This is a genomic window from Halorubellus salinus (assembly GCF_020567525.1).
GTDB lineage: Archaea > Halobacteriota > Halobacteria > Halobacteriales > Natrialbaceae > Halorubellus > Halorubellus salinus.
In genome coordinates, this window is sequence record NZ_JAJCVI010000004.1 from 177,071 (window position 1) to 195,668 (window position 18,598).

Below are 18,598 nucleotides of genomic sequence, written 5' to 3' on the forward strand. Positions count from 1 at the left end.
GTTCGACGACCGGTCGCTCGACCGACCCGCGCGCCCGGCGCGCAGAAGGGAAGATACAGGGGAGCGCGGCCCCGACGACGCGTCATGACCGAGTACTTCGAGGTGCTCTCGCGCGACGGCGCCGCGAGAGCCGCCGAACTCCGCCTCGCCGACCCCGTGGCGACGCCGGGGCTCGTCGACGACGTCGTCGAGAACGCCGGCGGCATGTGGCCCGAACACCAGGACGTCCCCGACGGCGACGAGCGCACGCTCACCGTCCTTCCCCACCGCGGCCTCCCCGCCGGCACCGCCGACGAGGTCGCCGACTCCTTCGCCGTCACCGCGCCAGACGTCGACTACCCGAGCGCCGCCGTCGTCAGTTCGAACCACGTCGAAGCCAGCGGCGCGGACGCGTACGTCCTCTCGGACGTCCAGGGGTTCCTCGGGCACGCTCGCGGCTTCAAGGACGCCATCCTCTCCGTGAAGGACGCGGTTCCGGAGGACGCCGCCGTCTACCTCTCGGGCGCGGCAACACCGCGGAACGTCGCCGTCCTCGCGTACGCCGGCGTCGATTTATTCGACACCGATCGCGCCGTCGCGCTCGGCACCCAGGGTCGCTACCTGACGACCGACGAGAACCACTTCCTCGACGACCTCGACGAACTACCGTGCGCGTGCGAGGCGTGCCGGCAGCCCCGCGAGGAGTTCGACCGCCAGGACTGCGTCGACCACAACGTCGCCGTCCTCGAAGCCGAACTCGCTCGCGTCCGCCGCCGCATCCGCGACGGCCGCCTCCGCGACTACGTCGAAGGCCAGGCACGCCAGGACCAGTGGCTGACCGCCCTCGTGCGCGAACTCGACCAGGAGTGGGGGTACCTCGAAGCGCGGACGCCCGTCTACCGGAACGCGCACATGGACGCGACGACCGAGGACACCCTCAATCGCGTCGAGATACAGCGCTTCGCCCAGCGCGTCACCGAACGCTACGAGAACCGGTTCGACGCGCCGCTCGTCCTCGTCCCGTGCTCGGCGACGAAGCCCTACAGCGACTCCCAGAGCCACTACCAGTTCCGCGAGGTCATCCGGTACCGCGCGCACCTCGCCTCGATCACCTCGCCCATCGGCGTCGTCCCCCAGGAGCTCGAGCTCACGTATCCCGCCCAGCACTACGACACCGTCGTCACGGGCGAGTGGACCGCGGGCGAGGTCGAGTTCGTCGCCGAGGTCCTCCGCCGGTACCTCGACGCGAACGACTACCCGCGCGTCGTCGCACACGTCCCCGACGACTACCGCCCCATCGTCGAACGCGCGCTCGAAGCGCACCCCGACCTCGACGTCGAGTTCACGGTCGCCGACCACCCGACGACCGACGAGAGCCTCGCGAACCTCGCGGCCGCACTCGAGGGCGAGTCCGCGTACGGGAAGCGCGAACGCCAGCGCAACACCGTCCGCGCACTCGCGGACTACCAGTTCGGCGCTGGCGCCGGCGACGACCTCTTCGGCGACTTCCAGGTGACGAGCCGCTACCCGAAGCTCCAGATTCGCGCGGACGAACCGCCGACCGCGGGCGACGACCAGAACGCCGCACCCCAGCTCGCGACGATGGTCCCGAACTACGGGACGCTCTCGTTCACGCTCCGCGGCGCGCGCCGCTGGCTGGAGAGCGACGTGCCGACGAAGCGCGTGCAGATCGACGCGTTCGTGCCCCACGGGAGCGTGCTCGCGCCCGGCGTCGTCGACGCGGACTCGGACATCCGCGAGGGCGACGAGGTCGTCGTCGAGGGCCCGAAGGCGTTCGCCATCGGTCGCGCACAGATGCACGGCGACGCGATGGTCGAATCGACGCGCGGCGAAGCCTGCAGCGTCCGCCACGTCGAGGAGACCTGACGCGCCAGACGGACTCCCGGCGCGCGAGGATGAAGGCTGGCACGCGAGGATGAGGCCTGGAACGCCAGGGGCCGGGAGCGACGGGCTCGCACGGACGAACCTGTTGCGCACCGTCTTTATGAGGCCACGAACGCTGGATACGGTATGATTCTCGATGCGGTCGAGAGGACAATCACGGGTGGGTCGCCGTGAAGGACCACCCGTTCCCGGAGGAGGTGCTGTTGCTGACGGCCGGCGACGGCCGCGTCCGCCCCGGGCGGCTCCCGGAACTCCTGTCGGTCGTGCAAGCTGACCTCTCGCTGCGCCTGCAGGAGTACCGCGAGCAACACGAGTGCGCGTACGAGGACGACCACCTCGTCGCGTTCTTCGTCGCGGCCGACCACTGGCTCGCCATCGCCGACCGCCTCGGGTTCGAGACGGGTGCGGTCGACGCGACCCGGTCCGCGCACGCCCGCCTCCTCGTCGGCCTCGGCGCGGACGTCGGGCGGACCGACGAGTTCGAGACCGCGCTCGACGTCCAGGACTGCGTCGTCATCGAGAAGACCGCTGCCTGAGTCGCCCCGCCCCGGTCGCTCGCTCTTGCTCGCCGGCGCCGTCACGCCTCGACGACTCTTCACGCCTCGTCGTCAGTTGCGTCGGTCGCGGCGACCGCGTCCCGGTGTGCGCGGGCGACGGCGTCGCGGGTGACGCCGGCGGCGAGGTGGCCGTCGCAGTCGCAGTCCGACGCCCCGAACCCCTCGGGGCCCGCTGGGAGGCGACGCGCGACCGCGCACTCGACGTCGCGCTCGGGCGTGGTGACGACGTCGCGGACGCTCGCGGCGTCGTGTGCGAGGAGGTAGTCGACGTGCCAGTGCGTCCCCGTTCGCTCGCCGGCAGCGAGCTCGCGGTGCCGGTCGACGCGAGCGAACCCGCCCGGTCCGAACGCGCTCCCCGTGTACGCGTACGTCCCGGCGTCGAACGCGACGCTCCCGAGCGCACCCACCGCGAGCTCGACATCGCGGGCGACGTCGACGACGAGCGTGTACGTCCCGACGGTCACGCCCGGTCGTTCGGCGGGCGTCGCCAAGAGTCCGGCGGGCGTCGTCAAGGGTCCACCGGACGACGGGTCGCCTCCTGGGCCACGTCGGTATCGGACCCACCGCAAGGTTTCTGCCCGCTGGCGTCCACGACCGAACGTGACCGCTCGCTCGCGCTGGCTCGTCGTCGCCGTCCTCGCCGTGGTCGTGCTCGTCGCGTCGCTCGTCCCCGGCGGTGGCGGGTCGTTCTCGAGTCCGTTCGGCGTCGTCGGCGCCGACAAGTGGCTGCACGCGGTCGGGTACATGGTGCTCGCCGGCGCCGTCACGTACGCCGACGGTCGCGCACTCGTCGGCGTCGCCGCGGCGCTCGCGTACGGCGTGCTCGTCGAACTCCTCCAGCTCGGCGTCCCCTACCGCTCCGCGAGCGCGCTGGACGCGGTCGCTGACGGCGTCGGCGCGCTCGTCGGCGCTGGCGTCGTCGCAGCGCTATCCGCCGCGTTCGAGCGCTACGCCGGCGACGCCGCGGCGCGCTCGACGCGCGACAGGTAGCGTTCGAGGACCGCGGCCGCGGCCGCCCGCACCCGCTGCGCGCCCAGTGACGCGACTCGCCCGGCGACGTCCATCGTCGCGTCCACGCGCACCACCGCCCCGTCGCGGACGTCCGCGACCGCGACCACGACGCGCGCGTCGAACGACCCCGCGTCCCCGTCGCCGCCGCCCGAGAGGACGAGCCGGCCCGCGTCGTGCTCCTCGACCGTGAAGTACGACTCGAAGGACGCACCGCTCCCGACCGCGGAACCGTCACCGACGTCGGGACCGCGGTCGGCGTCCCGCCCTCCGGGCACCGCAACCGGCCCGACGAACGTGTCGCCGCGGCGCACTCGAGGTGGCGGGTCGCGGACGCCAGCCCCCGGCGTCCCAGCGCGACCCGTCGACTCCCGCGTCTCCTCGCGTGCCACGCGCTCTGCGCCCCCGAGCGTCTCCGGGTCCGCGAGCACGTCGAACACCGTCTCACCGTCCACGTCGAGCGTCCGTTCGACCGAAACCGTCAGGTCACCGATGACGTTCGTCATACCACCGCTTCGGGTCCCACGACGGTGAGCGCGCCCCCAAGGTGGCTTGGGCGAGCGCGCCACGGTTCGCGCGCTGAGGCCGACTACTCGCCCGCAGTCGTGCGGATCTCGAAGCGCGCCCCGTCGTCCGCCGACGCCGCGACCGTCACCGACCAGTCGTGCGCTCGCGCGATCTCCGTGACGATACCGAGCCCGAACCCGGTCCCGTCGGCCGCCGTCGAGTACCCCATCTCCATCACCGCGTCCCGGTCGTCCTCGGGGATGCCGACGCCGTCGTCCGCGACGAAGAACCCGGCCCCGTCCGCGAGCGCCCCGACCGACACCGTCAACGCGTCACGGCCGCCGTCCGAAGCGGACACCGGTTCCCCGTCGGCGACCCTCTGGGAGCCAGCGGAACCGTGTTCGACCGCGTTCTCGGACTGCGTCTGAGAGCAGGGAGAACCGTGTTCGACCGCGTTCTCGGACTGCGTCTGAGAGCAGGGAGAACCGTGTTCGACCGAGTTCCGGAACAGGTTCTCGAGGAGTTCCTGGAGTCGGTTCGGGTCCGCGTCGACGACGAGGTCGTCCGCGCGGACGTCGAGCGTCGCATCGTCGGTGTCGACGTGGCGCCACGCGAGCGTCGCCGCGGCGCCGACGTCCACGCGTTCGGTGTCGCCGACGACGTCGCCCTGGCGGGCGAGCGTGAGGAGTTCGTCGAGCATCCCCTCCATCCGCGTGAGTTGCGTGCGGACCTCCTCGACGGCGGTCACGTCCCCGGTGTCGAGCGCGAGGTCCGCGTAGCCGCGTGCGACGCTCAGCGGGTTCCGGAGGTCGTGACTGACGACGCCCGTGAACGCGTCCAGTCGCTCGTTCTGTCGTTCGAGCTCGCGTTCGCGCTCCTTCAGCGGCGTGATGTCCGTGTAGATGAAGTACCCCGACCGGGTGTCGTCGTCGCCGGCGACCGGAACGCTCCGCAGGAGGAATCGCCGCGTCCCCGTCTCCGTTCGCCGCTCGACCTCGTCGTCGAGTCGTTCGCCGTCGTTCACCGCCGCGTGCAACTCCTTGGCAGCGTCCCGGTCGGCCGCCGGGACGAGCAGGTCGGTCACCGGTTCGTCGATAGCGTCCGCGGGCTCGTACCCGAACGCCCGGACGAACGCGGAGTTCACGCGGTCGACGACCGGGCGGCCGTCGACGAGCCGGTACTGGAGCGCGGGGTCCGGGACGTTCTCGAACAGCGCCGCGAACCGGTCGCGTTCGCGCGTCACGAGCGCCTCGTAGCTCACGCGCTCCCGGGCGTGCTCGACGTACGTCACGAGCAACTCGGCGAGCTCGCGGTCGGTGTCCGTGAACGCGCCCACGTCCGTCGACAGCGCCTGGAACACGGCGTCGTCACCGACGGGTATCGAGAGTGCGGACTGATACGACGGGTCCGTCGGCGCCGCGTCCGCGTCCGCGTCCAGGTCCGGCACCACCTCGGTCTCGCCGCGACGGAGCGTCCGCCCGGCGATACCCTCGTTCGCGTCGAGCGTCGGCGCGCTCGGCTGGAGTTCCACCGCCACCGCGGCCGCCGGCACGAGCCGGTCGTCCTCGACGCGGCAGACGACGCACGCGTCGAACGCGAGCACGTCCGCCGCGGACTCAACCGCGATGTCGAAGATCTCCGATTCGGTGCCAGCGCCCGAGAGCGCCGTCGCTGCGTCGTGTAGGCGCTCGATCCGTTCGCGCGTCGCCCCCATTCTGCATCCCGTACGCCGGCCGCACTCTTGACTGTACGGGCTCGATGAATCGGTACCCGCGAGTGCGGACGGTCCCCCGAGCAGCCGCTCCGCTCACGCGACCGGGTAGAACGGCGGGGTGAGTCAGGCGACCGGGTAGAACGGCGGGGTGAGTCAGGCGACCGGGTAGAACGGCGGGGTGAGTCAGGCGACCGGGTAGAACGGCGTGAGTTCGTTCGACCAGTGAAGTTCGCCGTCGTACACGACGAGGTACCCCTCGTCGTCGAGGAAGTCCGCGAGTTCGGTCGCCGACAGCTCGAACGCGAGCCCGTTCGCGAGCAGCCGCGGTCGGACCTCCGGGACGTCGGGATGCCAGAACAAGCCCGCGGTCGGCCCACCTGCCTGCCCCGTGACGGTGAACGTCCCGTCGCCGTTCGCGACCACGTGCAGCGGCATGTAGTTCACGCTATCGTCCGCCTGGAGCGTGTGCGTGCCGTCGCCCGCGACCACCACGTCGAACGCGCCGTCGACGTACCGGTCGACGAGTCGACGCGACAGCTCCAGCCCGAACCCGTTCACGAGCAGGCGGACGAACGACTGCGCGGCCGCTCGCGATACCGCGCCCGTCCGGGACGCCCCGGCGACCGCGCCAGCGTCGACCAGCGACTGCACGACCGCGCTCGCGGCGTCCGCGTCCGTCGACGCGCCCGTCAGGTCGAGCGCGAACAATCGTGCACCGACCGCCTCGACCGTCTCCAGGTCGAGGACGCCGTCGGCGCACACGACGCCACCGTCGGGCGCGCGCTCGGCGACGACGTGCACGAACGCACGCCGGTCGGCGAGCGCCGCCGCGAGCCCCGCGGTCGTCGCATCCCGTCGCTCGGTCACGGACAGGTCGACGAGCCCGTCGTAGTGCCGGTAGAACGCCATCACCGCCTCCCGGTCGCCGTCCCGCCGGTGCCCGACGACGAGGACCTCCGGCGTCCCGTCGTCCAGGCCCGCGTCGAGATGCGCGAGATAGTTCTCGTACGCCGCGGGCGACGCCGCGTACGTCCCCGGGCGCGTCCCCGGTGCGAGCCACGCGGACGTCACGGACGGGTCCGCGCTCGCACCGACCGCGTCGAACCCCGACGGCAGGTAGACGCGCGCCTCGTGGTGCACGAGATGCGGGAGCGCGGTCGCGTACGCCGCGGTCGGCTCGACGAACGCGACGTGCGAGCGCTCCGGGAGGCGACTCCGGATCCGCTCGAACGGCGCGTCCAGGTACGCCACGAGGCGCTCCGCGGGCGTCGCGTCGAACAGCGCGTCCGCGTCCAGGTCGACGTCGTCGAGGAACTCGACCTCCGCGAGGTCCGTCCCGCCGCGCGCGGCGTTCACGAGACAGTCCGCGTAGAACGTCCGCTGGAAGACGTCGTTCGCCGCCACCCCGAACTCGGGGAGCGCCGGGAACTCGTGGACGACGTCGTGCTCGGGAACCCGGAGTTCGGGCGTCTCGCGGTCCGCGACGCGGACGTCGGCCGCGAGGTGGTACGCGAGCGGCGCCGCCGGAATCCCGTACGCGAACTCGTCGGGGAGCACCAGCTCGATGCCGGTGTCCGGCACGGCGTCCGCGACCGCGTCCGGGACGTCGGTCTCGTCGCCGAACGCGAGCCGCGGCGGGTACTCGCGCCACCCCGGGAGCGTCCGGTCCGGGCCGAGCGACAGGTACGCCGACGACAGCGTCGACAGCGCGGTCGCGAGCCCGCTCGCCGTCGCCGGCACCGTCACGGTCTCTTCGGGGTAATCGACGAGGCTCCAGTACCCGAACGTCACCGCCGTCGGATGCTCGAACGACAACCGGACGCGGCCGTCCGCGAGCCGCGAGAGCGTCCCCGCGCCCGTGAACTTCAGGTACGCGCCGAGCTGCGAGGTGACCTTCAACAGGTGCGCGTCCTCGGCGAGCGACCACGTCTGCGTTCCTTCGCCGAGCTTCTCGAACCCCTCCGCGTCCGCGTTCCCAAGCTCGACGAGGTCCTCGCCGAACGTCAACTGGGTCGCGCGCGCCGCCACGAACTCGTCCAATCCCTTCACCGGGATGGCTTCGGGCGTCGCGTCGTCGTCCCACCCGACGACGTCGATGGCGAGTTCGTGACCGATGCGGTCGACCGCGCGTAGCGTCGCGTCCGACAGCCCCACGTCGACCATTACGCTCAGTCCGTCGGCGACCGTAATACGTTTGCTGGCACTCGAAGAGGATTTGAGCGTTCGACTCGTGGACCCGATAATGAGCGAACCGAGTCCGGAGGTCTACGAGCGCGGTCGCGGGATGGACGCGCACAACGAGGTGATGCGCGGCATCCGCGCGCAGAAGGACGCGACGTACGACCCCCACGAACCCACGCGGGTGTGGCTCGACGAGGACAACACGCCCGGCGGCGTCTACGACAGCCTCACCATCATCCTCAACACCGGTGGGTGTCGGTGGGCGCGAGCGGGCGGCTGCACGATGTGCGGGTACGTCGCGGAGTCCGTCGAGGGCGGGAGCGTCGCGCACGACGCGCTTATGGACCAAATCGACGTGTGCCTCGACCACGAGCGCGAGAACCTCGGCGAGCCCGGCGAGGACGACGAGCAGGCGGGTCTCATCAAGATCTACACCTCGGGGAGCTTCCTCGACGAGCGCGAGGTCGGCGCCCAGACCAGGCAGGCCATCGCCGAGACCTTCGGGGACCGCGAGCGCATCGTCGTCGAGAGCCTCCCTGACTTCGTCGACGCGGAGAAAGTTCAGGACTTCACGCAGCACGGCCTGGACGTCGACGTCGCCGTCGGCCTGGAGACCGCGACCGACCGCGTCCGGCACGACTGCGTGAACAAGTACTTCGACTTCGCGGACTTCGAGGACGCCGCGATGGCCGCGAAGGAAGCGGGCGCTGGCGTGAAAGCGTACCTCCTGATGAAGCCGCCGTTCCTCACGGAACCCGAAGCGCTCGCGGACATGAAGGCGAGCGTCCGGAAGTGCGCGGACGTCGAGGGCTGTCACACCGTCTCGATGAACCCGTGTAACGTCCAGCGGTACACGATGGTGGACGAACTCTACTTCCGCGGGGGCTACCGGCCGCCGTGGCTCTGGTCGGTCGCGGACGTCCTCGAGTCGACCGCCGACGAGGACGTCATCGTCGTCAGCGACCCCGTCGGGCACGGGTCCGAGCGCGGCCCGCACAACTGCGGCGAGTGCGACGACAACGTCCAGACGGCCATCAAGGACTTCGACCTCCGCCAGGACCCGTCGGTGTTCGAGCAGGTCAGCTGCGAGTGCGAGGCGACGTGGGAGACGGTGCTCGAACGCGAGACCGAGTACAACGCACCGCTGGTCGACTGACCGCGGCGCGTCTCCTGGCCGACGGTGTGACCGCGGCGCGTCTCCTGGCCGACGGTGTGACCGCGGCGCGTCTCCTGGCCGACGGTGTGACCGCGGCGCGTCTCCTGGCCGACGGTGTGACCGCGGCGCGTCTCTTATCCGGGACCTCTCGTTCGTCGTTCGCGCGTCGAGTCCTCAGTCGTCGCCGAGCGTTCGTCCGCCGTTCACGTGGGCGTCGGCGCGCTCGTCGAGGGTGACGGTCCCGGTCTCGTCGACGGTGACGTCCACGCCGGCGTAGGGGAACGTGAGGACCGCGCTTGAGTCGTCCGCGATGGCGTCCAGGGCCTCGGGGTCCACGGTCTCCGCGAGCGGTGGGAGGTCCAGCGCGTCGCGGTCGGTCCTGGCTGCGGTCGCTTCGATCACGCGCGCCGACGCGCTCCCGTCTGCGCTACTCATGCGCGTCCCCGGGAACGGACGCCACATAAGCGTTCGTCAGACAACTCGAAACGCCGCGTTCGTTCCCCGGCCGTTCACGGCGTCACCCGGGGTATTCAGGGTGGTTTCGTCGCTGCCCGGTAACTCGAACCGGATCGCTGGAGAAGACACTTCACGTCGGCGTCCACACGTCGGCGCGATGCCTCGCCCGCGAGCACCGACGGCGACCATCGCCTGCATCGTCCTCGTGGCGACCGCCGGCTGCGTCGCCGGGCCGCTCGGCGGCAGCGACCGGGTCTCGACCGTCGACTGCACGCACCGACTCGACAGCGCGAACGCGACGACCGGCCCCGCGCTCCCCGACGAGCAGGACGTCGCGAACGGGACCGAACGTCGGTCGCTCGTCCGCGCCGCTGAACGCCACGTCGCGTGGCACGCGTACAGCGCCGGCGAAGGCGAGGACCCGGACGTCGACCTCCGTGGAATCACCGTCGAGAACCAGTCGAGCGGGTTCGTCGTCCACGTCGCCACGGTCGCCGTCGGTCCGGCGCACGTCGACGACCCCGCCGTCACGGACGAGTGGTCCGCGCACTACCACGTGGACCGGAGGTCGATCCGACGTGCGGTCGCGCCCGTGAACGAGAGCGCCGACCCGGAGCGAAACGGGACCGTCGTCTGTGGGTAGCACAGCGGACGCGTTCCGATACTGCCGTCTGCCGGTCGGTCGTGCCGACGCGGACGGCGTCGTGACTCCGGAACAGGACACCACAGGAACGAGTGCGTGACGCCGCCCGATGCGGCGCCAACCTCCTCACTATGACCCATTGCGACCAGAATGACTTAAAGAGCGTGCGGGAGCGTCTCACGATTGGGATTCGTGAGACTGGAGGTGGACGGAAGTCGTCACTGACGGATCGAACGACCGTAGAAACGCGTGCGACGCCGACGATGTCGGAGTCAACCTCCTCACTATGACCCATTGCGACCAGAATGACTTAAAGAACCGTGCGGGTCGTTCTCGCGGAGCCCGTTGTCCGGTGCGTCGACGAACTACGCTGGGTCCGCTGCATGACTTGACAACACGCGTCGCTGTACGAACGAACGACCGTAGAAACGCGTTCGACGCCGCGCGATGCGGCGCCATCCTCCTCACTACCGCCCATTGCGACCAGAATGACTTAAAGAACCGTGTGGATGAGTCCCAACCGACCGCGAGAATCCGGTACCCGGACTGGCGTGATGCATGCTAACGTTCGCCCCAGTATCGGTGGCGTCACCTACGGACACCGGTGTCCGCGTCTCGTTAAGTACGGCAAGCGGCTACGAGTCGACCACGACCATGTCCCAGCAAAAGTCCGACTACGCAGACGACGCCGACATCGACGCCGCCCTCGACGACCAGCCCGACGAGGAGACGCTCGCCGAGACCGTCGACAACCTCGAAGCGAACGGGTTCGAGGTCGTCGTCGTCGACACCGCCGACGACGCGCTCGACGCCGTCGTCGACCACATCCCCGCCGGCGCGTCCGTGATGAACGGGCACTCGACGACGCTCGAAGAGATCGGGTTCGACGACTACCTCGGCGGCGACGACCACGACTGGGAGAGCCTCCCCGACCACGTCTGGAGCATCGACGACGACGCCGAACGCCAGGCCGCGCGCCGCGACGCCCAGACCGCCGACTACTTCCTCGGCAGCGTCAACGCCATCGCGTCGACGGGCGAACTCGTCGCCGCGGACATGTCCGGGAGCCGCATCGGCGCCTATCCGTTCGCCGCCGGGAACGTCGTCATCGTCTCCGGCGTGAACAAGATCGTCGACACGCTCGACGACGCGTTCGACCGCCTCGAGAACGTCGCGTACCCCCTCGAGAACGAGCGCGCACAGGAAGCGTACGGCGTCGGCTCCGCCATCGCGAAGCAACTCGTCTTCCGCAAGGAGATGGAGGACGGCCGGACGACGGTCGTCCTCGTCCGCGACCAACTCGGGTACTGACGACGAGACCCGGCCGGACCGCACCTCCTCTCAATCGTCGGCCTGGATGACGTCCGCCTCGGTCGCGATGGGGACCGAGAGCGTGACGACGGTGCCACGCGGCTCGTTCGGCTCGAACTCGATGGAGCCGCCGGACTGACTGACGACCCAGTCGACGAGCCAGAGCCCGAGCCCGCTCGCGTGCCGGAGTTGCGTTATCTCGCGTTCCTCGCCGATGAGTTCGCGCTCCGTCTCCGGGATACCGGGGCCGTCGTCCGCGACCTGCAAGCGGAGCATGTCGTCGCGGTCGCCCGCGTAATCCGCGCGCACCGTCACCGTCGGCGTCGACGAGTCGTTGTGCTGGACGGCGTTCTCCATCACGTGATAGATCGCGGTGCGGAGCATGTCGTCCGCCCGAACCGCGACGTCCGCGGTCACCTCCACGTCGATGACCGCGTTCGGGTACTCCTCGCGGATGCGTGCCGCGCTCGTCTCCACGCTCTCGGTGACGCTCACTGGTCCCGTCGCCTCCGTGTCCCGGTCGAGCGTCCGTTCGACCGCGCGCGTCTTCTCCGCGAGCCCGAGCAGGTCGTCCGCGCGCTCGATGACCTGGTCCGCGTACCCGACCGCCGTCGAGTCCGTCACCGCGTCCTGGAGCATCTCCGCCGACCCCTTGATGATGTTCATGCCGTTCCGGAGGTCGTGCCGGAGGACGCGGTTCAGTATCTCGACGCGCTTCTGGCGTTCCTTGCGCTGCGTGATGTCCGTGTACACGAAGAACGTCACCGGTTCGTCGGCGTCCGAGTCCACCGGGACCGCCGTCAACTGGAAGTCACGCAGCCCGTCGGTCGTCCGGCGTTTGACCTCCTGCTCGACGACGTGTCCCTCGCGACCACGGCGGTCGATGTCCTGGGCTTCCGCCAGGCGGTCGACGGGCACCACGAAGTCGTTCAGGTTCCCGCCGACGAGGTCGCCCGACCCGTACCCGAACACGCCCTCGAACGCCGGATTCACTGCCTCCACGATGGCGCCCTCGTCGGTGTGACGCGTCTGCACGACCGGGTCCGGGACGTTCTCGAACAGCGCCGCGAACCGGTCGCGTTCCCCACGCAACCGCCCCTCGAACTCGATGCGTTCCAGGGCGTCCTCGACGTGCCGCATGAGGAGTTCCGCGAGCTCCAGGTCGTCCTCGCCGAACCCACCGACCTCGTCGCTGACCGCCTGGAACACGCCGTGTTCGCCGATCGGAACCGAGACGAGCGACCGGTACGTGCGTTTCTCCGGCGTCGCCTCGTTGTCCGCCCTGACGTCCTCGAACAGGAACGACTCGCTCGTCCGGTGGGTCTTTCCAGCGATGCCGTCGCTGACGTGCGCGGTCTGCTTGTAGCCCTCCGGCTCGATCTCCGAGGACAACCCGACCGAGTACAGGTACTCGCCGCGGACCTCGTCGACACCGCAGACGTCGAAGTCGAGGATGCCTTCGGCCGCCTCCACCGTCAACCGCCACACGTCCTCGCGTCGCTCGCAGTCGTCCAGCAGCGACGCGACCTCGTGGAGGTGCTCGATCTTCCGGCGTTTCTCGCCGAGCTCGGACTGGATGCGTTTCCGCTCGCGGACGTCCCGGACGACGCCCGCGACCCCGCCCTCGCCCACGCCACCGGGGAGGACGCCGACGCTCGCCTCGCAGGGTATCTCCGTCCCGTCCGCCGCCCGTATCCGCACCTCGAGCGTCACCACGCCCGTCGTCTCGCCCTCGTCGTCCGTCATCTCGGACAGCTGCTCGGTCGCGTTCGCGTACGTGTCCTCGCCGACGAGCGTCGACGCGTGCATCCCGACGAGTTCGTCGCGATCGTACCCCGTCATGTCGGTGAGCGTGTCGTTGACGGTCTCGACGAACCCGTCGCTGTCGAGCGCGAACACGCCCGCGCCGACGGTCTCGACGATCGTCTGCTGGAAGCGCAGTTCCGCCTCCCGACTCGTCCGGTCGAGCGCCGCGGTCGCCGCGGACGCGAGGATGGTCGACAACTGGATGGCCGTCTCGTCGAACCCGTGTTCGTCGCGCGAGCCGAGTGCGAGCGTCCCGTGTCCGTCGAGCGGATGCACGACCGCGCTCCGGATGGGGGTGTCGTCGGGAAGCGTCGTCGCCGACTGGATGTCGGACTGGACGACGCGACGGTCGCCGGACGCGAACACCTCCCAGTTCAGGCTCTCGCCGGCGACGACCTGCGGAGGGTCGCCGAACTCGGCCGTCGCCGCGGTCGCGTGCAGCGTCTCGCTGTCGTCGTCCGCGAGGTACACCGCGGAGTACGGCTGGTTCAGGATCTCCTCGACGGCCGTGACGACCGTCTCCGCGACCGTTTCGGCGTCGTCGGCGCGGACGAGGTCGCGCGTCACCGACCGTAACTGCGCGATGGTCTCCTTGCGTTGCTCGCGGTCGGTGACGTCGTGGACGAGCGACACGGAACTGCGGACGTTGCCGTCATCGTCGCTCGCGTTCGTCGAATGCCACTCGCACGTGATGCGCGTGCCGTCCTTCCGGACGTTCTCGTTGACGTTCGTCAACCGTCCGGGGGTCGACAGCGCCCTGTCGCAGACCGGTTCGACGTCGTCGCGCGCGTCCGGTGGGACGACGAGGTCGAGGAGATCTTCACCGACCGCTTCCTCGCTCGTGTACCCGAACAGCGCCTCTGCGCCGTTGTTCCAGCGGACGATGACGTCGTCCGCGTCGACCTCGACGAGCGCGAGCGGCGCCTCCTCGACGACGACGGCCGGGTCGGCCGGCACCGAGTCGGTCGGGACCGAATCGCGCGGGCTCGAATCGGTCGGTCTCGAGTCCACGGCCGCGTCGTCGTCGACGAGAGCCGCGACGCGCTCGGCGAGCACGGACACGTCGTCGGTCTTCGGGACGTACGCGTCGGCGCCTGCGGCGACGACGTCGCCGGCGACGCGTTCGTCGCCGTGCGCCGTGTAGACGACGACGGACGTCCCCGGGACGTGCTCGTCGACGTGCTCGCAGAAGGACGTCGTCCCGTCGTCGGCGGGGTCGGCGTCCGGGAGCGCGTACTCGGTGACGACGACGTCGAACCGTGCGTCGGCGAGCGCTGCACGCGCCGCTGCTGCTGTCTCGACGGTCGTCACGTCCGCGGACAGTGCCGACGTCACGGCCGGCACGTCCGGAGACCCGTCGACGTACAGGACGCGAGGCCCGCCTCCCCGCTCGTCCGGATCCGATGCCACCACTACTCGTCTTGTGTACTGGTGGCCCAGGGTTTAAGCTTTGAGGCAGGTTCACACGCGTGGTGTCGTCGCCACGCCGTCACCGATTATTCTGCGTCGACGGCGCGCACGAATCCCTCGAGGAGCGGGCGGCCGTCGGTGCCGCCGACGTCCGCGAGCGCTGCACGCTCGGGGTGGGGCATCAGGACAGCGGTGGTGTCGCGTTCGCCGAGGACGCCCGCGACGTTGTGCTTCGAGCCGTTCGGGTTCGCGTCGACGGACGGGTCGCCGTCTTCGTCGCAGTACCGGAAGAGCACGCGGTCGTTCGTCTCCAGTTGCGTGAGGCGGTCGTCGTCGATCTCGTAGCGGCCTTCGCCGTGCGCGATGGGGAGCGAGATGACGTCCCCGGGTTCGTAGCCGGCGGTCCACGGCGTGTCGGCGTTCTCGACGCGCAGGTGGACGTGCTCGCACTGGAAGCGCGCCGATTCGTTCGTCGTGAACGCGCCGTCGGTGAGGCCGCTCTCGCAGCCGACCTGCGCGCCGTTACAGACGCCGAGGACGGGGACGCCGTCGGCGGCGGCGTCGCGGACGTCGTTCATGATCGGCGAGCGGGCGGCCATCGCGCCGGCGCGGAGGTAGTCGCCGTAACTGAAGCCGCCGGGGAGCATCACGCCCGTGACGTCCTCGGGGAGGCCGTCCTCGTGCCAGACGATCTCGGCGTCGACGCCGACGGACTCGAGCGCGCGGAGTGCGTCGCGGTCGCAGTTCGATCCGCCGAAGCGGACGATGGCGACGGTCATGCGTCGCGTTCGGCGACCGCGACCTCGTAGTCGTGGATGGTCGGGTTCGCGAGCAGTCGTTCGGCCATCTCGCCCGCGCGGTCGCGGGCGGCGGCCTCGTCCTCGGCGTCGAGGTCGACCTCGAAGCGGTCGGCGGCCCGCAGGTCCTCGAGGTCGAAGCCGAGGCGTTCGAGCGCGCGCTGGGTCGTCTCGGCCTCCGGGTCGAGCACCCCGTGCTTCAGCCGGACGGTCACCGTGGCGGTGTACGCGGTCATCGACTGGAAGCGCGCGTTCGTGGTCAAAAACTCTTGTGCAATCCGCCTGTGATACACGTTTGTGGATAACGTGGCGACCGGAGGGAGCCACGTCGCTGCCGAGCGGCGAGTGGAGCGAGCCGTGAGGCTGTATACCAACGGGAGTCCCGCGGCGGAACGGGCCGACCGCTGGGAGGTCCGTGGAGGGTCGTGGCGACCGGAGGGAGCCACGTCGCTGCCGAGCGGTTCGACGGGTGCTCGACGCTGTTCCCCGGGTGGTTGGCGGGTCCCGGTACGACTATACTGCGGCGCGTGCTGCCAGTGAACGCATGACAGACAGCTCCGGAAAGTCGCTGCGTGCCGGCGTCGTGCAGGGCTATCGGTGGGTGCTCGGGCTCGGGCACGAGCGGAACGTCGGTGGCCTCGAGCGGACGATACGGTACCTCTTCGGGTTCGGGTGTCTCGCCGCCGCGGCCGGCGTGCTGCTCGCCCCCGTCCTCGAGAGCGGGGTCGGTAACGTGCCCTTCGCGGCCGTCCTCGCCGTCAGCGGTCTCTACCTCGTCTACGAGGCGCAGGTCCAGTACTGTCCGCTCAACCACACCGTCGGCAGGAGCACGTACCGCCCGTACGAGTGACGCACCGAACCCCGGCGCGGCATCGAGTGCGTCCACTGGCTGACCGTCCACAGCGGCGTGGCAGGCGCGGCCGCGACACCGGGGGGCGCGCTTATACTCGCAGCACCCGTACCTGTCGACATGAAGCGAGCCCTCAAGGTTCTCGGTGGCGCGCTCGGCGCGACGGCTGTCGCCGTCGCCGTCTGGGACGCGTGGGCGCGGTTCGGGCAGTCCGACGTGGAGACGGTTCCGTACACGGTCGTCGAACGCGACGGTGCGTTCGAACTCCGCGAGTACCCGGACGTCGTGGTGGCGCGGACCGTCGCGCCGAGCCAGCGCGAGGCGTTCCGCCGGTTGTTCGCGTACATCGACGGCGCGAACGAGCGCACGCAGGGCGTCGCGATGACGGCGCCGGTGACGACCACGCACGGCGTCGACGTCGCGATGACCGCGCCCGTCACCACCGAACCCGTCGAAGCTGGCGTCGAGATGGCGTTCTTCCTGCCGTCGACGTACACGCTCGACGGCGCGCCGACGCCGACCGACGACCGCGTCGAACTCGACGTCGTCGAACATCGCCGCGTCGCGGTCTACCGGTTCTCGTGGTTCGCGACCGACGCCAGCGTCGACCGCGGCCGCCGCCGCCTCGACCGTGCGCTCGCCGACCGTGGCCTCGCCCCCGCCGGCGACCACGAACTCCACCGGTACGACGACCCGCGAACCCCGCCCTGGCAGCGCCGGAACGAACTCGTCGTCGAACTCGCCTGACCGGTCGTCGAGACTCGTCACGAAGCTATCTTTAAGCTCTGAGCGAGCGTCCGGTTCGGCACGTTAGAGCTGCTCGTCGCCGCGCTCGTCGTCCTCGTCGTCGTCGCAGTCGTCGCGCTCGGCGCCGCCGCGGTCGGCCTCGTCTCCGTCCGCGAGTTCTACCGCGGCCGGACCGAGGGCATCGACGTCTCCACCGTCGACGACACCGACCCCGCGGACCCGACCGTCCGCTGAACGGGCTCCTCGGACCCAGGCGGTGACGAAGACCCCTGGCGGTACGTGACGCGTTAGCGTCCACGCACCCCGTCCACGGTTGCGTGGAAGGGAACCCTTTTGCTCGCGGGTGGCCTCAGCGTCGACTGATGTCTCAGTCGACCAGCAGTCGGAGGTGGCACCGATGACCAGTGACTTCGCCGAGATCACGGTCGTCGGAGGAGACAAGACCGGACTCATCGCGAGAGTGACCTCCCTGCTGTTCGAGCGCGGAATCAACATCGAGGACCTCGACCAGGCGGTCCGCGAGGACGTCTTCCGGATGACGCTGCACGCCGACATCGACGAGATGGTGTGCACGCAGGACAAGCTCCGCGAGGACCTCGGCGACCTCGGCGACGAACTCGGCGTCGACATCCAGGTCCGGTTCCCCGAGGACCGCGAGACCCAGCAGATCGCGGTACTCGTCACGCAGGAGAGTCACTGCCTCGAACGATTGTTCCAGGCGTGGGCGAGCGGCGACCTCGGCGCGGACATCTCGGTCGTCATCGGGAATCACGACGACCTGGAGCCCCTCGCCGAGAAGTACGACGTGCCGTTCCACGACGTCGGCGACGAGAAGGGGACGCCCGACGAGAGCGAACTCCTCGACCTCCTCGCGGAGTACGACGCGGACCTCATCGTGCTCGCGCGGTACATGCGTATCCTCAGTCCGGACGTCGTGTTCCGGTACGAGGACCGCATCATCAACGTCCACCCGAGCCTCCTCCCGTCGTTCCCGGGCGCGAAAGCGTACCGGCAGGCCCTGGAGGAGGGCGTCCGTATCGCGGGCGTCACCGCGCACTACGTGACGACGGACCTCGACCAAGGGCCGATCATCACGCAGCGCGCGTTCGACGTCCCCGACGACGGCGGCATCGAGGACCTCCGCGAGCGCGGGCAGCCCCTCGAAGCCGAAGCGCTGCTCGAAGCCGTCCGCTTGCATCTGAACGACGAGGTGAGCGTGCATCGCGGGCGCACCCGCCTCCGCGAGAACCGCGAGGGATCCTACCAGCTCGGCCTCCCCGACGAGGCCGACCGCGCGAACCCCGACCGGCCCGTCGACGGCCTCGGGGACGTCGTCAGCGACGACGACTGACCCGGACTGTCACGTCGACGTCGGTTCGTTCTAGCCCTGCTCCCAGTTCTCGAGGCAGTCGTCGTCGCAGAAGTGAGCGTGTTCGCTGTCGCCGTCGACGATTCGCGAGCGGACGCGGTGACTGTCGCCCGTCACGGGTGCACCGCATTCGGTGCACGCGGGGGCGTCGTCGGCGTCCACGTCGCCGACGTCGGACGTAGGGTCGACCATGCTACCGGAC

19 protein-coding genes are annotated in these 18,598 nt (G+C 70.2%); 9 read left to right on the forward strand and 10 right to left on the reverse strand.

Going from position 1 to position 18,598, the window contains the following annotated elements; all coding sequences use genetic code 11:
• Nucleotides 1–84 precede the first annotated feature (84 nt).
• Both arcS and LI336_RS12115 read left to right on the forward strand, forming a co-directional pair.
• Nucleotides 85–1,866, forward strand: a complete 1,782-nt coding sequence (gene arcS / locus LI336_RS12110; RefSeq protein ID WP_227133393.1) for an archaeosine synthase subunit alpha — start codon at nucleotides 85–87, stop codon at nucleotides 1,864–1,866.
• A 188-nt stretch (nucleotides 1,867–2,054) separates the two neighbouring features.
• Nucleotides 2,055–2,420, forward strand: coding sequence for a DUF8048 family protein (locus tag LI336_RS12115; RefSeq protein WP_227133394.1), 366 nt, complete (start codon nucleotides 2,055–2,057; stop codon nucleotides 2,418–2,420).
• Between the two features lie 59 nt (nucleotides 2,421–2,479).
• Here the strand turns inward: LI336_RS12115 and LI336_RS12120 are convergent, their stop codons facing one another.
• Nucleotides 2,480–2,953 carry a GIY-YIG nuclease family protein gene (locus tag LI336_RS12120; RefSeq protein WP_227133395.1) on the reverse strand — a complete coding sequence of 158 codons (474 nt, stop codon included), beginning with the start codon at nucleotides 2,951–2,953 and terminating at the stop codon, nucleotides 2,480–2,482.
• A gap of 88 nt (nucleotides 2,954–3,041) precedes the next feature.
• Between LI336_RS12120 and LI336_RS12125 the strand changes: the two genes are divergently transcribed.
• On the forward strand, nucleotides 3,042–3,431 hold the full coding sequence (locus tag LI336_RS12125) for a VanZ family protein (protein WP_227133396.1): 390 nt from the start codon (nucleotides 3,042–3,044) through the stop codon (nucleotides 3,429–3,431).
• Here the strand turns inward: LI336_RS12125 and LI336_RS12130 are convergent.
• The 3 genes from LI336_RS12130 to LI336_RS12140 all read right to left on the reverse strand — a co-directional run bounded on the left by LI336_RS12130 (nucleotide 3,389) and on the right by LI336_RS12140 (nucleotide 7,833).
• The gene (locus tag LI336_RS12130; RefSeq protein WP_227133397.1) at nucleotides 3,389–3,955 is read right to left on the reverse strand and encodes a hypothetical protein; all 567 of its coding nucleotides are present in this window, start codon (nucleotides 3,953–3,955) and stop codon (nucleotides 3,389–3,391) included. The two genes, LI336_RS12125 and LI336_RS12130, sit on opposite strands and share 43 nt — an antisense overlap.
• An 83-nt stretch (nucleotides 3,956–4,038) precedes the next feature.
• The gene (locus LI336_RS12135; RefSeq protein ID WP_227133398.1) at nucleotides 4,039–5,670 is read right to left on the reverse strand and encodes a sensor histidine kinase; all 1,632 of its coding nucleotides are present in this window, start codon (nucleotides 5,668–5,670) and stop codon (nucleotides 4,039–4,041) included.
• 183 nt (nucleotides 5,671–5,853) lie between these two features.
• Nucleotides 5,854–7,833, reverse strand: coding sequence for a hypothetical protein (locus tag LI336_RS12140; protein ID WP_227133399.1), 1,980 nt, complete (start codon nucleotides 7,831–7,833; stop codon nucleotides 5,854–5,856).
• Nucleotides 7,834–7,912: 79 nt separating this feature from the next.
• Here LI336_RS12140 and LI336_RS12145 point away from each other — a divergent pair, with 79 nt between their 5' ends.
• Nucleotides 7,913–9,007, forward strand: coding sequence for an archaeosine biosynthesis radical SAM protein RaSEA (locus tag LI336_RS12145; protein WP_227133400.1), 1,095 nt, complete (start codon nucleotides 7,913–7,915; stop codon nucleotides 9,005–9,007).
• Nucleotides 9,008–9,181: 174 nt separating this feature from the next.
• Here the strand turns inward: LI336_RS12145 and LI336_RS12150 are convergent, their stop codons facing one another.
• On the reverse strand, nucleotides 9,182–9,442 hold the full coding sequence (locus LI336_RS12150; protein WP_227133401.1) for a HalOD1 output domain-containing protein: 261 nt from the start codon (nucleotides 9,440–9,442) through the stop codon (nucleotides 9,182–9,184).
• 178 nt (nucleotides 9,443–9,620) lie between these two features.
• On the opposite strand from LI336_RS12150, the gene LI336_RS12155 reads away from it, so the two are divergent.
• Together LI336_RS12155 and LI336_RS12160 are read left to right on the forward strand one after the other, a co-directional pair.
• Complete coding sequence (locus LI336_RS12155; RefSeq protein ID WP_227133402.1) at nucleotides 9,621–10,106, forward strand: hypothetical protein; 486 nt, start codon at nucleotides 9,621–9,623, stop codon at nucleotides 10,104–10,106.
• 654 nt (nucleotides 10,107–10,760) lie between these two features.
• Nucleotides 10,761–11,417 carry a lactate utilization protein gene (locus LI336_RS12160; protein ID WP_227133403.1) on the forward strand — a complete coding sequence of 219 codons (657 nt, stop codon included), beginning with the start codon at nucleotides 10,761–10,763 and terminating at the stop codon, nucleotides 11,415–11,417.
• 30 nt (nucleotides 11,418–11,447) lie between these two features.
• Here LI336_RS12160 and LI336_RS12165 read toward each other — a convergent pair whose 3' ends face one another.
• From LI336_RS12165 to purS, 3 genes are all read right to left on the reverse strand, one after another.
• Nucleotides 11,448–14,558 carry a PAS domain S-box protein gene (locus LI336_RS12165; protein WP_227133404.1) on the reverse strand — a complete coding sequence of 1,037 codons (3,111 nt, stop codon included), beginning with the start codon at nucleotides 14,556–14,558 and terminating at the stop codon, nucleotides 11,448–11,450.
• A gap of 161 nt (nucleotides 14,559–14,719) precedes the next feature.
• Nucleotides 14,720–15,412, reverse strand: a complete 693-nt coding sequence (gene purQ / locus LI336_RS12170) for a phosphoribosylformylglycinamidine synthase I (protein ID WP_227133405.1) — start codon at nucleotides 15,410–15,412, stop codon at nucleotides 14,720–14,722.
• Nucleotides 15,409–15,666: a phosphoribosylformylglycinamidine synthase subunit PurS gene (gene purS / locus LI336_RS12175; RefSeq protein WP_227133406.1), complete on the reverse strand. Its 258-nt coding sequence runs from the start codon at nucleotides 15,664–15,666 to the stop codon at nucleotides 15,409–15,411. Before purS ends, purQ begins: the two co-directional genes overlap by 4 nt.
• Nucleotides 15,667–15,974: 308 nt before the next feature.
• Between purS and LI336_RS12180 the strand changes: the two genes are divergently transcribed.
• Nucleotides 15,975–16,280 (forward strand): YgaP-like transmembrane domain, encoded by a 306-nt coding sequence (locus LI336_RS12180; protein WP_227133407.1) that lies wholly within the window; start codon nucleotides 15,975–15,977, stop codon nucleotides 16,278–16,280.
• A 120-nt stretch (nucleotides 16,281–16,400) separates the two neighbouring features.
• Nucleotides 16,401–17,027 (forward strand): SOUL family heme-binding protein, encoded by a 627-nt coding sequence (locus tag LI336_RS12185; protein ID WP_227133408.1) that lies wholly within the window; start codon nucleotides 16,401–16,403, stop codon nucleotides 17,025–17,027.
• Nucleotides 17,028–17,090: 63 nt separating this feature from the next.
• Here the strand turns inward: LI336_RS12185 and LI336_RS12190 are convergent, their stop codons facing one another.
• Nucleotides 17,091–17,450: a hypothetical protein gene (locus tag LI336_RS12190; RefSeq protein ID WP_227133803.1), complete on the reverse strand. Its 360-nt coding sequence runs from the start codon at nucleotides 17,448–17,450 to the stop codon at nucleotides 17,091–17,093.
• On the opposite strand from LI336_RS12190, the gene LI336_RS12195 reads away from it, so the two are divergent.
• Nucleotides 17,425–18,378 (forward strand): formyltetrahydrofolate deformylase, encoded by a 954-nt coding sequence (locus LI336_RS12195; RefSeq protein ID WP_264475410.1) that lies wholly within the window; start codon nucleotides 17,425–17,427, stop codon nucleotides 18,376–18,378. The genes LI336_RS12190 and LI336_RS12195 overlap by 26 nt on opposite strands.
• A gap of 30 nt (nucleotides 18,379–18,408) precedes the next feature.
• Here LI336_RS12195 and LI336_RS12200 read toward each other — a convergent pair whose 3' ends face one another.
• Nucleotides 18,409–18,588, reverse strand: a complete 180-nt coding sequence (locus LI336_RS12200; protein WP_227133410.1) for a DUF7576 family protein — start codon at nucleotides 18,586–18,588, stop codon at nucleotides 18,409–18,411.
• Between the last annotated feature and the right edge of the window lie 10 nt (nucleotides 18,589–18,598).

Coding starts and splice junctions, on each gene's coding strand:
- LI336_RS12135 (WP_227133398.1), bottom strand. CDS start 5,670: ATGGGGGCGACGCGCGAACGGATCGAGCGCCTACACGACGCAGCGACG.
- LI336_RS12155 (WP_227133402.1), top strand. CDS start 9,621: ATGCCTCGCCCGCGAGCACCGACGGCGACCATCGCCTGCATCGTCCTC.
- LI336_RS12200 (WP_227133410.1), bottom strand. CDS start 18,588: ATGGTCGACCCTACGTCCGACGTCGGCGACGTGGACGCCGACGACGCC.
- purS (WP_227133406.1), bottom strand. CDS start 15,666: ATGACCGCGTACACCGCCACGGTGACCGTCCGGCTGAAGCACGGGGTG.
- LI336_RS12145 (WP_227133400.1), top strand. CDS start 7,913: ATGAGCGAACCGAGTCCGGAGGTCTACGAGCGCGGTCGCGGGATGGAC.
- LI336_RS12180 (WP_227133407.1), top strand. CDS start 15,975: ATGACAGACAGCTCCGGAAAGTCGCTGCGTGCCGGCGTCGTGCAGGGC.
- purQ (WP_227133405.1), bottom strand. CDS start 15,412: ATGACCGTCGCCATCGTCCGCTTCGGCGGATCGAACTGCGACCGCGAC.
- arcS (WP_227133393.1), top strand. CDS start 85: ATGACCGAGTACTTCGAGGTGCTCTCGCGCGACGGCGCCGCGAGAGCC.
- LI336_RS12185 (WP_227133408.1), top strand. CDS start 16,401: ATGAAGCGAGCCCTCAAGGTTCTCGGTGGCGCGCTCGGCGCGACGGCT.
- LI336_RS12140 (WP_227133399.1), bottom strand. CDS start 7,833: ATGGTCGACGTGGGGCTGTCGGACGCGACGCTACGCGCGGTCGACCGC.
- LI336_RS12160 (WP_227133403.1), top strand. CDS start 10,761: ATGTCCCAGCAAAAGTCCGACTACGCAGACGACGCCGACATCGACGCC.
- LI336_RS12195 (WP_264475410.1), top strand. CDS start 17,425: ATGACCAGTGACTTCGCCGAGATCACGGTCGTCGGAGGAGACAAGACC.
- LI336_RS12150 (WP_227133401.1), bottom strand. CDS start 9,442: ATGAGTAGCGCAGACGGGAGCGCGTCGGCGCGCGTGATCGAAGCGACC.
- LI336_RS12130 (WP_227133397.1), bottom strand. CDS start 3,955: ATGACGAACGTCATCGGTGACCTGACGGTTTCGGTCGAACGGACGCTC.